The 13602-nt window shown below is 72.2% G+C and carries 11 protein-coding genes; 1 reads left to right on the plus strand and 10 read right to left on the minus strand.

Features of this window, described 5'->3' with window-relative positions:
- Nucleotides 1-43 precede the first annotated feature (43 nt).
- From ACZ3YO_RS29570 to ACZ3YO_RS29595, 6 genes are all read right to left on the minus strand, one after another.
- The gene (locus tag ACZ3YO_RS29570; protein ID WP_465575240.1) at nucleotides 44-1753 is read right to left on the minus strand and encodes a solute symporter family protein; all 1710 of its coding nucleotides are present in this window, start codon (nucleotides 1751-1753) and stop codon (nucleotides 44-46) included.
- Nucleotides 1750-2085: a DUF485 domain-containing protein gene (locus tag ACZ3YO_RS29575; RefSeq protein WP_465575243.1), complete on the minus strand. Its 336-nt coding sequence runs from the start codon at nucleotides 2083-2085 to the stop codon at nucleotides 1750-1752. Before ACZ3YO_RS29575 ends, ACZ3YO_RS29570 begins: the two co-directional genes overlap by 4 nt.
- Nucleotides 2086-2515: 430 nt before the next feature.
- Nucleotides 2516-3247 (minus strand): response regulator, encoded by a 732-nt coding sequence (locus tag ACZ3YO_RS29580; RefSeq protein ID WP_465575246.1) that lies wholly within the window; start codon nucleotides 3245-3247, stop codon nucleotides 2516-2518.
- Nucleotides 3217-4377, minus strand: coding sequence for a sensor histidine kinase (locus ACZ3YO_RS29585; RefSeq protein WP_465575248.1), 1161 nt, complete (start codon nucleotides 4375-4377; stop codon nucleotides 3217-3219). Before ACZ3YO_RS29585 ends, ACZ3YO_RS29580 begins: the two co-directional genes overlap by 31 nt.
- Before the next feature lie 34 nt (nucleotides 4378-4411).
- Nucleotides 4412-4897: a DUF1453 domain-containing protein gene (locus ACZ3YO_RS29590; RefSeq protein WP_465575251.1), complete on the minus strand. Its 486-nt coding sequence runs from the start codon at nucleotides 4895-4897 to the stop codon at nucleotides 4412-4414.
- Nucleotides 4898-5057: 160 nt separating this feature from the next.
- Complete coding sequence (locus ACZ3YO_RS29595) at nucleotides 5058-7169, minus strand: DNA gyrase/topoisomerase IV subunit B (protein ID WP_396323757.1); 2112 nt, start codon at nucleotides 7167-7169, stop codon at nucleotides 5058-5060.
- A gap of 594 nt (nucleotides 7170-7763) precedes the next feature.
- On the opposite strand from ACZ3YO_RS29595, the gene ACZ3YO_RS29600 reads away from it, so the two are divergent.
- Nucleotides 7764-7997: a DUF7455 domain-containing protein gene (locus tag ACZ3YO_RS29600; protein WP_465575255.1), complete on the plus strand. Its 234-nt coding sequence runs from the start codon at nucleotides 7764-7766 to the stop codon at nucleotides 7995-7997.
- A gap of 263 nt (nucleotides 7998-8260) precedes the next feature.
- On the opposite strand, the gene ACZ3YO_RS29605 is transcribed toward ACZ3YO_RS29600, so the two are convergent.
- The 4 genes from ACZ3YO_RS29605 to ACZ3YO_RS29620 all read right to left on the minus strand — a co-directional run bounded on the left by ACZ3YO_RS29605 (nucleotide 8261) and on the right by ACZ3YO_RS29620 (nucleotide 13600).
- Nucleotides 8261-9067, minus strand: coding sequence for a S1 family peptidase (locus tag ACZ3YO_RS29605; RefSeq protein WP_465575412.1), 807 nt, complete (start codon nucleotides 9065-9067; stop codon nucleotides 8261-8263).
- 417 nt (nucleotides 9068-9484) lie between these two features.
- Nucleotides 9485-11134 (minus strand): RNA polymerase sigma factor, encoded by a 1650-nt coding sequence (locus ACZ3YO_RS29610; RefSeq protein ID WP_465575258.1) that lies wholly within the window; start codon nucleotides 11132-11134, stop codon nucleotides 9485-9487.
- 462 nt (nucleotides 11135-11596) lie between these two features.
- Complete coding sequence (locus tag ACZ3YO_RS29615) at nucleotides 11597-12529, minus strand: FadR/GntR family transcriptional regulator (protein WP_465575261.1); 933 nt, start codon at nucleotides 12527-12529, stop codon at nucleotides 11597-11599.
- 153 nt (nucleotides 12530-12682) lie between these two features.
- A complete protein-coding gene (locus ACZ3YO_RS29620; RefSeq protein ID WP_465575264.1) occupies nucleotides 12683-13600 on the minus strand; it encodes a hypothetical protein in 918 nt (305 codons plus the stop codon).
- Nucleotides 13601-13602: the final 2 nt, after the last annotated feature.

A 13602-nucleotide genomic window follows, 5' to 3' on the forward strand; every position in this document is an offset into this window, starting at 1 on the left:
CCCGGCGGGCCTGGGCCCGCCGGGGTCCGGGAAGGGGCGCCGCTCAGGCCGCTCCGGCGCCGGTGAGGGAGCGGACCTCCAGCTCGGCGTAGCGGTCCGCGTCGGCCGGCTCGGGCGAGGTGATCGTGCCGATCCAGCCGGCCAGGAAGCCCAGCGGGATGGAGACGATGCCCGGGTTCTCCAGCGGGAACCAGTGGAAGTCCACCCCCGGGAAGAGCGCCATCTTGGTGCCGGAGACCACCGGCGAGAAGGCCACCAGCACCACCGCCGGGATCAGCCCGCCGTAGACCGACCAGACCGCGCCGCGCGGGGTGAACCGCCGCCAGAACAGGCAGTACAGCAGCACCGGCAGGTTGGCCGAGGCGGCGACGGCGAAGGCCAGGCCGACCAGGAAGGCCACGTTCATCTGCTGGGCGAAGAGGCTGAGCGCGATCGCGACCGCCCCGATCCCCACCGCCGCGATCCGTGCGACGCCGACCTCCTGGCGTTCGGAGGCCTCGCTCCCCGCCGCGTCGCCGTCCGCCCGGCCGGCGCGGACCCGCCGGGAGGCCGGGACGGCGGCCCGTCGGCCCCGGGGGCGGCGCGGACGGCCGCGCCAAGCGCCCGCCCAGATGTCGTGGGCGAAGGCCGCGGAGGAGGCGAGGGTCAGCCCGGCGACCACGGCGAGGATCGTGGCGAAGGCGATCGCCGAGATCAGCGCGAACAGCACCACCCCTCCGGTGGAGCCGTTTCCGCCGCCGAGCACCAGGGCCAACAGCGGGACGGCGGTGTTGCCGGCCGGGTTGGCGTGCCGGACCTCCGCCGAACCGACCAGGGCGGTGGCACCGAGGCCGAGCGCGATGGCCATCAGGTAGAAGCCGCCGACCAGCCCGATCGCCCACATCGTGGAGCGCCGGGCGGCCCGCGCGGTGGGCACGGTGTAGAAGCGGGAGAGGATGTGCGGGAGCCCGGCGGTGCCCAGGACCAGAGCCAGGCCGAGGCTGAAGAAGTCCAGCCGGCTGGTGAAGGTCTTGCCGTACTTGAGCCCGGGCTCGAGGTACCGCTGCCCCGCGCCGCTGTGCTGGGCGGCCTGGCGCATCAGCTCGGCGACGTCCCCGTGGAAGCGGACCATCAGCAGCACGGTGAGCAGCACCGAGCCGGCGACCAGCAGGACGGCCTTGACGATCTGGATCCAGGTGGTGGCCCGCATCCCGCCGATCGTGACGTAGACGATCATCAGGGCGCCGACCGCGACGATGGTCCAGGTCCGGGCCTCGGAGCTGTTGGTGCCGAGCAGCAGGGCGACCAGGCTGCCCGCGCCGACCATCTGGGCGACCAGGTAGAACAGGGTGACGACGACGCTGGCGCCGCCGGCCGCCGCCCGGACCTTACGACGGCGCAGCCGCAGCGCGAGCACGTCGGCGAGGGTGTACCGGCCGGCGTTGCGGACGAGCTCGGCGACCAGCATCAGGACGACCAGCCAGGCGACCAGGAAGCCGATGCTGTAGAGCACGCCGTCGTAGCCGTACAGCGCGATCAGCCCGGCGACGCCGAGGAAGGAGGCGGCGGAGAGGTAGTCCCCGGAGAGCGCGAAGCCGTTCTGCAGCGGGGTGAAGTCCCGGCCGCCGGCGTAGAAGTCCTCGGCGGCGCTGCCCCGTCGGCCCACCCAGAGGGTGATGCCCAGGGTGACCAGGACGATGACGGCGAACAGCACGACGGCCAGGTCGTGGTGGTCCCCGGTGGGGGCGACGGGGGGCGGGGTGGCGGTCCTCATCGCAGCTGGTCCTGGGTGTCCCAGCGGAGCCCCAGGGCGGCCCGGTCGCGCTTGGTGCGGGCGTTGCGGGCGTAGAGCCAGGTGAGCACGAAGGTCGAGGCGAACTGCAGCAGCCCCAGCAGCCAGGCCACGTTGAGCGGTCCGGCGATCGGGCTGCGCATCACGCCGGGCGCACCGGCCTGGGCGGCGACGTACAGCAGGTACCAGCCGAGGAAGGCGCCGCTGATGGGGAAGACGAAGGCGCGGTAGCTGCGCTTGATGTCCTGGAAGGCGTCGCTGGCCTGGACGGCCCGGTACACCTCGGTGCTCGCGTCGACGACCGGCGGTTCCACGACGGGCGGGACCGGCTGCGGGGGCGCCGCCTCACCGCGGACCGGCCGGGCCGCCGGCTCGGCCGGTACCGAAGCCGATACCGAGGCCGAAGCCGAAGCCATGGTCGAGGCCGGTGCCGACACCGGGTTCGATGACGGGGCCGGCGTCGACGCCAGGGCCGGCGCCTGGGCCGAGCCCGACGGGCCCGGGGCAGGGGCCGGTCTCGGTGTCGGTGTCGGCCGACCGGGCCGGGGTGCGGCGGCGGGAGCGGCCCACCAGTCGAATCGCTGCCCCTGGCCGGGGCTGCTCGTCTGCTGCTGTGGCACTGCTGCTCCTGGACCGAGGGGGGTGCTGACCGAACCATGATGGAGGCCTACAAACCCCGCCAACTCCCATTGCAGATACGTTCACTCGATGAGGTGATCGATGATCCGACAGACACTCATGCGACTACTGCTGCGTACCGGTGATTCCGTGTCGGAACGCGTACGCGACCGCCTGCGCCCGGTCCCGGACGGCGGTCTTGGCGAAGAGGTTGTTGATGTGGGTCTTCACCGTGGCCGGGCTGACGAACAGCCGCCGGGCGATCTCGGTGTTGGAGAGCCCCTCGGCGATCAGCGCCAGCACCTCGGCCTCGCGGGCGGTCAGCCCGTCCGGCAGCACGCCCGAGGGCGCCGCCGGGGAGCCCGCCGCGCGCCCCGGCGAGGGTGCGGGGCCGGCCGTGGGGGCCGCGTCCGCCAGCCGCTCCAGCAGCCGCAGCTGCACCTGCGGTGAGAGCCCGGCCGCGCCCGAGCGGACGTCCGCGATGGCCCGGGCGATCTCCTCGCCGCTCGCGTCCTTGGTCAGGTAGCCGCGCGCCCCGGCCCGCAACGCCGGGAACAGCGAATCGTCGTCGGCGTAGGTGGTGAGGACGACCACCTCGGTCTCCGGGTGGGCGGTCCGGATCCGGCGGGTCGCCTCGACTCCGTCGCAGCGGGGCATCCGCAGATCCATCAGGACCACGTCCGGGTGGTGCCGCTCGACCAGGGCGACGGCCTCCTCCCCGTCGCCGGCGGCGCCGACCACCTCGATGCCCGGCAGCAGCCCGAGCAGCATGACGATGCCCTCGCGCACCACCGTCTGGTCGTCCGCGACCACCACACGGATCACGCTCACGCCGGAACCCGCAGCAGCACGCGCCATCCCCCCTCGTCAGGGCCCGCCAGCAGGGTGCCGCCGAGCAGTTCCGCGCGTTCGCGCATCCCCAGCAGACCGTACCCGCTGCCGCTGGCCGCCAGCTCGCCGGCGGACCCGCCGCGCGCCGGGCGGGTGTTGTGCACCTCCAGCTCCACCTCCTCCGGCAGGTAGCGCAGTTCGACGGTGCAGCGTGCGCCGGTGGCGTGCTTGCGCACGTTGGTCAGCGCCTCCTGCGCCGTACGCCGCACCGCGAGCCCCGCCTCGGCGGCCAGCGGGCGCGGCGTGCCGGTGACCGAGAGACCGGCCCGCTCACGCCCCGTCAGCTCCACCAGGAACTCCCCGACCGGGGTGAACTCACCGCGCAGCGCGGAGAGCGCCTGCCGGGTCTCGGCCAGGCCGTCCTGTGCCATCCGCCGGGCGGCCACCACCCGTTCGCGGATCTGCTCCCGGTCGGTGCCGGCGTCCAGCATCAGCCGGGCCGCCTCCAAGTGGACGAGCTGCGCCGAGAGGCTGTGGGCCAGCACGTCGTGGATCTCCCGGGCGATCCTGGCCCGTTCGGCGAGCGCCACGCTCTCCGCCTCGGCGGCCCGGGCCGCCCGTTCCTGGGTGAGCAGCCGGCGGGCGGTGCCGCGCGCCTCGGTGTCGAGCCGCAGCAGGTAGCCGAGCACGCCGAGCCCCCCGATCGTGGCGCAGACGGCGAGCCAGCTCTCCCAACTGGCCGCCGCGTAGGAGCCGAACGCCGCCACGGCCGTGACCAGCGCGGCGACGATCGGCAGCCGGACCAGGGCGGTCACCGCGAGGCCGGCCCAGGTGAAGTCCGCCAGCACATAGGCGTGCCCCCACTCGCCGAGCCAGGCGGAGCCGATCAGGGTGGTGGCCAGCACGAACGTGGGCCGCGCCCGCTGCTCCCGGCTGACCTTCAGGAAGGCGAACCACTGCGCCACGACGGCGACCAGCCCGGCGCTGACCGCGACCACGCCCCAACCGGCGTACGTCCCCCGGGAGTACGTCCCCCAGACCAGGGTGACGAACAGCACCGTCCGGCCCAGCACGGTGAGGGTCCGCCGTGCCGGGCTCTCCGCGTCCCGCTCCAGCCCCTCCCGGGAGGGCCAGCGGGTCCAGCTCCACCCGGGCACGGGCACTCCTCCTGGCTCGACGGATCGGCGGCGGTCAGCCGGTCGTGGTGGCGCGGTACGAGGGCTCCAGGTTCCGCGCCCTCCAGTTCACCACGAGCGACCTGACCAGCAGCAGGACCGCCAGGCCGAGCAGCAGCGCGCTGCCGCTCTGGCGGACGTGCAGCGCCGAGCCGATCCCGAACAGGCCGAGCCGGATGGCGACCATGCCGGCCCAGGCCGCGACCGTGGCCTTGGTGCCCTGCGCCCAGAGCTCGCCGTCCTTGCCGTGCCAGAGCCGGACGGTCCAGCCCCAGACGGAGCCCGTGGCCAGCACCACCAGCAGCGAGGCGACGAGCAGTGCGACGGCCGGGGCCGGATGAGCGTGGTCGACCAGCTGCGGGTCACGCAGCGCGAGTGCGGCGAGGATCAGCGGCACGAGCCAGAAGCGGCGCTCGGTGTCCAGGCGCTGGGCGCGCATCTGGCGCTGAACCACCAGGACCATCACCGCGATGATCACGAGGATGTTGACGAGGCCGCTCATCGGTCTCTCCGTTCCGGCGGAAGGGGCTGGGCTGACCTCTCCGACGCTACGGACACGGCGCCGTCCGCTGATCGGAGCCGGGGTGGACCAGGGGTGGACCGGAAACGCGAGGGCCCTCCACCCACGGGTGGAGGGCCCTGCCGCGGAGGGGTCCGGCTGCTCAGGCGTCGATGCGCGAGCGGTCCAGGGTGGCCGCCGAGTCCACGATGAACTCCTTGCGCGGGGCGACGTCGTTGCCCATCAGCAGGTCGAAGATCTTCTCGGCCTGCTCGAGGTCGCCCAGGTTGATCCGGCGCAGCGTGCGGTGGCGCGGGTCCATGGTGGTCTCGGCCAGCTGGTCGGCGTCCATCTCACCGAGGCCCTTGTACCGCTGCACCGGGTCCTTCCACCGCAGGCCCTTGCGCTGGAAGTCCAGCAGGGTGGAGCGCAGCTCGGCGTCGGAGTAGGTGTAGTGGTACTTCTCCTGGCCACGCTTGGGGTTGGTGAGCTCGATGCGGTGCAGCGGCGGCACGGCGGCGAAGATCCGGCCCTGTTCGACCATGGGGCGCATGTAGCGCTGAAAGAGCGTCAGCAGCAGGATGCGGATGTGCGAGCCGTCGACGTCGGCGTCGGCCATGAAGATGACCCGGCCGTAGCGGGCCTGGTCGATGTCGAAGGTGCGGCCCGAACCGGCCCCTATCACCTGGATGATCGAGGCGCACTCGGCGTTCTTGAGCATGTCGCTCACCGACGCCTTCTGCACGTTGAGGATCTTGCCGCGGATCGGCAGCAGGGCCTGGAACTCGGAGTTGCGGGCCAGCTTGGCGGTGCCGAGCGCCGAGTCTCCCTCGACGATGAAGAGTTCGGTGCGGTCGACGTCGTCGCTGCGGCAGTCGGCGAGCTTGGCCGGAAGCGAGCTGGTCTCCAGCGCGGTCTTCCGGCGCTGGGCCTCCTTGTGCTGGCGGGCGGCGACCCGGGTGCGGGCGGCGGCGACGACCTTCTCCAGCACCGCCCTGGCCTGGACCTTCTCGTCCTTCTTGCCGGAGGTCAGGAAGGCCTTGAGCTCCTTGGCGACCACGGCGGCGACGATCCGGTTGGCCGCCGAGGTGCCCAGCACCTCCTTGGTCTGGCCCTCGAACTGCGGCTCGGCGAGCCGGACGGTGACCACCGCGGTGAGACCCTCGGTGGCGTCGTCCTTGGTGATGTCGTCCTCGGCGACGCGCAGCAGCTTGCCGGCGCGCAGCGCCTCGTTCACGGTCTTGGCGAGCGAGCGCTCGAAGCCGGTCACGTGGGTGCCGCCCTTGGGGGTGGCGATGATGTTGACGAAGGAACGCAGCGTGGTGTCGTAGCCGGCGCCCCAGCGCAGCGCGATGTCCACACCGAGGTGCCGGGTGACCTCGGTGGGCGTCATGTGGCCGAGCTCGTCCAGGACGGGGACGGTCTCCTTGAAGGTGCCCTCGCCGCGCAGCCGCAGCACGTCGCAGACCGGCTTGTCGGGCGCGAGGAACTCGCAGAACTCGGCGATGCCGCCGTCGAAGCGGAAGGTCGACTCCTCGACCTTGTCGCTCTCGGTCAGCCGCTCGTCACGGACGACGATGGTCAGGCCGGGGACGAGGAAGGCCGTCTGCCGGGCCCTGCTGTGCAGGTGCTCCAGCGAGAGCTTGGCGTCCTTGAGGAAGATCTGCCGGTCGGCCCAGTAGCGGATCCGGGTGCCGGTGCGGGCCTTCGGGACCTTGCGGGCCTTGGTGAGGCCGTTGGCGGGCTCGAAGGGGGCGTCCGGGCTGGTCTCGGTGAAGATGCCGGGGGTGCCACGGCGGAAGCTGATCGCGTGGGTGTGACCGCCCCGGTCGACCTCGACGTCCAGACGGGCGGAGAGCGCGTTGACGACGGAGGCGCCGACGCCGTGCAGACCGCCGGAGGCCGCGTACGAGCCGCCGCCGAACTTGCCACCGGCGTGCAGCTTGGTCATCACGACCTCGACGCCGGAGAGGCCGGTCTTGGGCTCGACGTCCACCGGGATGCCGCGGCCGTTGTCGCGCACCTCCACCGAAGAGTCCTCGTGCAGGACGACGTCGATGCGGTCGCAGTGGCCGCCGAGCGCCTCGTCGACGGAGTTGTCGATGATCTCCCAGAGGCAGTGCATCAGGCCGCGGCTGTCGGTCGAGCCGATGTACATGCCGGGACGCTTGCGGACCGCCTCCAGGCCCTCCAGGACGAGCAGGTGCCGAGCGGTGTAGTTGGAACCGTCGTCGCCGGCCAGCAGTGCGGACGGCACGGTCGTTTCGGCACTCACGCGGCACTCTCCTCGGTGAAGTTCTGTCTCATCGGTCACATCCGAGCCGGCCATGTCCGACTCGGTCACATCCGGCTCGGTCACATCCGGGGTGGCATCCGGCCGCAGCCGGATCGTCCGCCAGTGCAGCACACCGCACCGACAGCCGTTCCCCTGCGTGTGCACACCGCTCCGCCGAGTGCACAGCACGGCGGTCCGGTCCCGCGCAGCTTGTACGCGCTGCGCGAACAAGCGCCGCACTGGACGACGGACGCCGGGGCGCCATCTCCTCCCGGTACCACCGGTCCTGGCGGATCGTGGGGCCGGGCGCAGGCTCCGGAACTGCCGTTATGCAGGCTACCGGGGCCCGGGACGGGGCTTATGCTCCAACCCAGCAGAGGATTATGCTACGCGGACCTCGCACCCGGTCCCGATCGGGCGTTCGAGCGAGAGGCGGATCCTGGGATTCGGTACGCATGAACCACCGGCCCCCGGGGCACGTCCTCATCAACACAGCAGAATCCTCAAAGAAGAAAAGCCACGAGCGGGAACGTTTTCGGCCTGGTTGGATGTTGACCCTGGTACGACAGCTCGTCGAGCTAGAGAAGAGGCGACGTGACTACTGTTCTGACACCTGCGAGCCCGCTCACCGCGGCTGACCGCTGCGACCGCTGCGGCGCCCAGGCCTACCTGCGCGTCGTACTCGCCAGCGGCGGAGAGCTGCTCTTCTGTGCCCACCACGGCCGGAAGTTCGAGCCCGAGCTCAAGAAGATCGCCGTGGAGATACAGGACGAGAGCGGCCGTCTCAGCGGCACCAGCACGGCCACGGCCAGCGACGAAGAGCGCTGAGTCCAGGCGCCACAGCAGCACTCAGCGACGAGCTGTGTCCGGCCGCGCACAGCGCGCGACCGGCGAGCCGGGCGACAGGTCCCCTTCCGGGGCCGGTCGCCCGGCTCTGCTGTTCTCCGGCCATCGCTCCCGGGTGCGTCCCGCTCCCCGCACTGCCCACCCCCGGCACGGCCCGTTTCCGGCAACCCCCGTTTCCAGTGACTCCCCCGTCTCCGGCGACTCCTCCGAGCCGGCCGACGCCGCGTCAGAACGTGACGCCGCCGCTACAGTGCGGAGCGCACCGTGTCCGAGACCGCGCCCAGCCTGGTGTAGACGCCCGGGTGTGCCGCCTCGGCGCAGCCCGTTCCCCAGGAGACCAGCCCTGCCAGCCGGCCCGCGACGACCAGCGGGCCGCCGCTGTCCCCCTGGCAGGCGTCCTTGGCGCCCTTCTCCTCCCCGGCACAGACCATGCCGCGGGCGTCGAACCGCCCGTCCGACCCGCCCGGGTAGGCCTGCGCGCAAGTCTGGTCCGGGATGATCGGCACATCGACACTGCGCAGCGTGGGTGAGTAACTACCCGTCCCGGTGGTGTCCCCCCAGCCGTAGACCTGCGCCCTGGTGCCCGGCTGGTACGGCTCGGTCTCGCCCTGGCCCACCAGGTCGATGACCGGCCGGGCACCCTGCGACTCGGTGAGCGTGAGCACCGCCACATCGTTCATGTTCGCGGCGAAGGCGTAGTCGGGGTGGATCCAGACCGACTGGACCGCCACTTCGCGGCCGGCGGAGCCGCGCAGATCGTCCCGGTCGACCACCACCTTGAGCCCGGGCCGGTCCACCCGCCGACCCTTGGACTCGTCGTAGAAGCAGTGCGCCGCCGTCACCACCTTGGTCGGGGTGACCAGCGCGCCCCCGCAGAACTGCCCGGACCGGCCGTTGCCGAACTGCTGGCGGCTGGCGAGCGCCACCATCCACGGGTGGTCGCCGGTGCTCGAACCGGCCCCGCCGACGATCCTGCCCTGTGCCCGGGCGGGGGCGGCCCCCGGGCCGAGCGCGATCAACGGCGCGGGCAGCGCCGCGATCAGGGCCAGCACGACGGCCCGGTGGCGGCGTGCCGGCCGGGCGGCCGGGCATGCCGGTGTCGAGGCGGCGGTCGACAGATCCGCGCGGTCCGGGTTGGGCAGCACCGTGTCTCCAGTTGGCTCGGCAGCAGGCAACCGGCACAGCGTAGGTGATCGACTACGCCCTGCGACCACTTCCCGCGGTGCCGCCACCCGGACGAGCGACAACGGCCACCCGGACGCTGACGCACCCGGCCCCGGACGTGCGAAAAGGCCCCGCGGACGTGCAAAGTGGCCCGACGGGGACGCGGCGGACGTGCGACGTGACCCGACGGGGACGGGCGGTGTCGCACGGACATGCGACGGAGGCCGGGCAGGCATGCGAAGAGGCCCGGAGCGGTGTGCTCCGGGCCTCTTCCGCAGGGCTACGGCCCTACATGGTCCTGCCGATCAGTCCAGGTAGTCGCGCAGCACCTGGGAGCGCGACGGGTGGCGCAGCTTCGACATGGTCTTGGACTCGATCTGGCGGATGCGCTCACGGGTGACCCCGTACACCTTGCCGATCTCGTCCAGCGTCTTCGGCTGACCGTCCGTCAGGCCGAAGCGCATCGAGACCACGCCCGCCTCGCGCTCGGACAGGGTGTCCAGCACCGAGTGCAGCTGCTCCTGGAGCAGGGTGAAGGAGACCGCGTCGGCCGGCACGACCGCCTCGGAGTCCTCGATCAGGTCACCGAACTCACTGTCGCCGTCCTCACCCAGCGGGGTGTGCAGCGAAATGGGCTCGCGGCCGTACTTCTGGACCTCGATGACCTTCTCCGGGGTCATGTCGAGCTCCTTGGCCAGCTCCTCCGGGGTGGGCTCGCGGCCCAGGTCCTGGAGCATCTGGCGCTGGACGCGGGCCAGCTTGTTGATGACCTCGACCATGTGCACCGGGATACGGATGGTGCGGGCCTGGTCGGCCATCGCGCGGGTGATCGCCTGGCGGATCCACCACGTGGCGTAGGTGGAGAACTTGTAGCCCTTGGTGTAGTCGAACTTCTCGACCGCGCGGATCAGACCGAGGTTGCCCTCCTGGATCAGGTCCAGGAAGAGCATGCCGCGGCCGGTGTAGCGCTTGGCCAGCGAGACGACCAGTCGGAGGTTGGCCTCCAGCAGGTGGTTCTTGGCGCGGCGGCCGTCCTCGGCGATGATCTCCAGCTCGCGCTTGAGCTTGGGAGCCAGCTTGTCGGCGGCCGAGAGCTTGTCCTCGGCGAACAGGCCGGCCTCGATGCGCTTGGCGAGCTCGACCTCCTGCTCGGCGTTGAGCAGCGGGACCTTGCCGATCTGCTTCAGGTAGTCCTTGACCGGGTCGGCGGTGGCACCGGCGACGGCGACCTGCTGGGCCGGGGCGTCGTCCTCGTCGTCGTCGGAGAGCACGAAGCCCTGCGACTCCTCCTCGGGCTCCGCCTCCTCGCCCGACTTGTCGCCGGGGAGGGCGACGTCCTCGAGCAGCTCCTCCTCGCCGATGACCTCCTCGTCGCCCTTGCCCGCCTTGGCGGACGCGGTCTTCTTGGCGGCGGCCTTCTTGGCCGGGGCGGCGGTCTTCTTGGCCGCGGCCTTCTTGGCCGGGGCCGCCTTCTTCGCCGCGACCGCCTTCGCCTCGGCGACGACGGTGGTCGCCTCCTCGACGGTGATGTCGGCGGACACCGTGCTGACCGTGGCCGCGGCGGCCACGACGGCCGGAGCGGCGACGGGGGCACCGGGGGCGATGCGCACGGGCGGCTTGGTCGGGGCCGCGGGGGCAGCCGGGTTCCGGGTGGTGACCGCCTTGGTGGCAGTGCGCTTGGTGGGGCTCTTGGCCGCGACGCTCTTGCGCTTGGCGCCGGCCGGTTCGGCCGCGCTGACCATGAGATCCACCCCCTCCTCAATCAGAACCTGGTTGAGGCTGCGCATGACGTTCTTCCACTTGGTGACCGGGATCTGGTCCGCCTCGAACGCCTGGCGCACGTCGTCACCGGCGATCTGCCCCTGGGCCTTGCCCCGCTCGATGAGCGCCAGCAGAGCCGCGGACTCGGCGATCTCGGGGGGAAGCGAACGGGATGTGCTGGCCGACACGAACAACCTCTCGGACGATGAGTGGACTCGAACCCGTACCGGCCGCCCGAGCGGGCGGGGAAGGAAATCGCGCGTCAGGCACGCGGTGTCGATTCCGACCGACTCGGGCTTGAGGACTGGGTTTGCAGGACGGCAGCAGCGCCGCAGACCAACACAGCATTCTGACATGTTGGGGTATTCCGGAGCTGCTTCCGCTCTGGAGACATCGCTGCTACTCGTCAAGTGTTACGCATGGCCTTCGTGTCGCGGGTCACACCACTCGGCGCCCGCGGCCCGGGGCCGGCTTCCATCATCGCGCACTCGCGCCGAAGTCGGTTGGCATGGGCAGGACATATCGGCGTGGCGGGAGGCCGGGGACCGAGGCGGGCGGATGGGCGGCCCGGCACACAAGGGCCCTCCGACCGCGCCGTGGGGTGCAGCCGGAGGGCCATGGGTTCGCCGGGGTCGCTCGGTCGCAAGGTGGGCGGCTCAGTGCTCCCGGGGGGCCGGGACGGACGGCTCGATCTCCGGGTGGACGGTGAGCAGCGCCCGCATCGCGACCTCGCCCGCGGTGCCGTCACCGGTGCCGAGCGCGTCCACCAGCCGGGCGTGCAGGCTGACCGAGGCCTCCGAGGGGCGCTCACAGGCGGTGGCCGGACCACCGGACACCTGGAGCGCTCCGGAGACGATCCCGGAGAGGTGCTCCAGCATCCGGTTGCCGGCCATCTGCAGGACGAGGGCGTGCAGCTCGGCGTCGGCCCGCGAGAACGTGGAGAGGTCGGCCTGGGCGGAGGCGTGACCCATGATCTCGATCAGCTCGACCAGCCGCTGCTGGACGTCCTCCCGGCCGTGGCCGGCGGCCAGCCGGGCCGCCAGCGGCTCGATCGCCCAGCGGAGCTCGAACAGCTCCCGGCGCTGCTCGTCGCGCTGCGGCCCGAAGGCACGCCACTCGATGATGTCCGGGTCCAGCAGGTTCCAGTCACCGACCGGACGGACCCGAGTGCCGACGTTCGGCCGGGCGCTGACCAGGCCCTTGGCCTCCAGCACTCGCAGCGACTCGCGGACCACCGTGCGGGAGACCTCGAAGCGCTGGCCGATCTCCTCGGGGACGAGAGGGCGGTCCGCGCCGAGGTCACCCGAGACGATCATCTGACCGAGCTGCTGCACCAGCTGGCCGTGCAGACCGCGGCCCCGGCTGCTGGTGGTCTTGCGGCCGACCCGGGCCAGATCCGACTCGGCGCCCTCCCAGCGGGGCGCCGGCGGGATCGGCCGGTCGGCGTACGAGAAGCGGTCCAGGTCGCCGGAGCCGGGGACGGCGCCTTCGGCGGAACGGGCGGGGGTCATGGTGGGGTGCGCAAGGGTACTCACAGGTCCTTTGTCGGCGATCGGCGGGCACAGCTTGAGGATTCTCGTGAAAAGCACACGAAAGGGTGATCGACCGTGACTGGATAATTGACTTCTTATCAGGAAGAACCGCGCATTACGGTCGCAGCTGGTCGATCTTGGCGGACCGTCAGCGACGGCCGGGCCCCGGCGGGGCTTCCCGCAGGAGCCGGGGCCGTGGCTTCAGGGGCCTCAGAGAGCCCGGCGACGGGCCTGGACCAGAAGGGTCGCGATCAGCAGCACCAGGGCGGGCGCCGCCACCGCCGCCAGCAGCGCGGGATCGGTCAGCGCCGAACCGCCCGCCGCAACCCGACGGTCCCCGCCGTACACCCATCCGTACGCCCACTCGATGCCGGACTGGAACGGCAGCAGCTCCGCCGCGCGGATCGGCCAGGCCGTCCCCGTCTGCCGCAGCAGCAAGGCCACCCCGGACTCCAGCAGCGCCGGCAGCGCGCAGAGCAGCAGCACACCGGCCGCGGCACTGCGGGTCAGCGAGGCCGTCAGGACGCCCGTCCAGCCCGCCACGACGACCAGCCCGACGAAGGCCAGCAGCGCCCCCGGCACCCCGTGGCCGGCCCCGAGCCCCACCGGGGCGAGTAGGCCCGGGAGGTCTGCGAGCCCCGTCAGACCCGCCGAGGACAGCGCCACCGACACCCGGTCCGAGAGCGCGGCCGGGTCCGACCAGGCGGCGGCCGTCACCCCCGCGGGCAGCGCGAGATGCACGGCCACCGCGTCGACCAGCAGGGTGGCCAGCGCCAGCAGCCCCGCGACCGGGCCGATCACCACCAGCTTGGCCAGCAGCAGCCGCACCCGCCGCAGGTAGGACACCTGCGAAGCCGGCAGCCCCGGATGGCGCACCTCGTGCCCGTAGGAGAGGGCACCCAGCAATCCGGCACCGAGCGCCGCGAAGGGCAGCGGGATCAGCGGGACGGTCGCCGTCAGCAGCCGGACGCCTGCCGGGCCGGACAGCGGACCGGACAGCGGACCGGTCGGCGTCTGGGCGGCCAGCACGGCGGCCACGACGGCGTCGCACAGCAGCACCGCGGCGAGAAGCAACCAGGTGGAGCGAAGGCCGCGCAGCCGGCGCAGCTCGTAGGCCAGGGCACGCACGG

This window comes from Kitasatospora sp. NPDC022785 (assembly GCF_055561295.1).

Excerpts from the sequence above, each read along its gene's own strand:
- ACZ3YO_RS29570 (WP_465575240.1), bottom strand. The coding sequence starts at position 1,753 with ATGAGGACCGCCACCCCGCCCCCCGTCGCCCCCACCGGGGACCACCAC.
- ACZ3YO_RS29580 (WP_465575246.1), bottom strand. The coding sequence starts at position 3,247 with ATGGCGCGTGCTGCTGCGGGTTCCGGCGTGAGCGTGATCCGTGTGGTG.
- ACZ3YO_RS29590 (WP_465575251.1), bottom strand. The coding sequence starts at position 4,897 with ATGAGCGGCCTCGTCAACATCCTCGTGATCATCGCGGTGATGGTCCTG.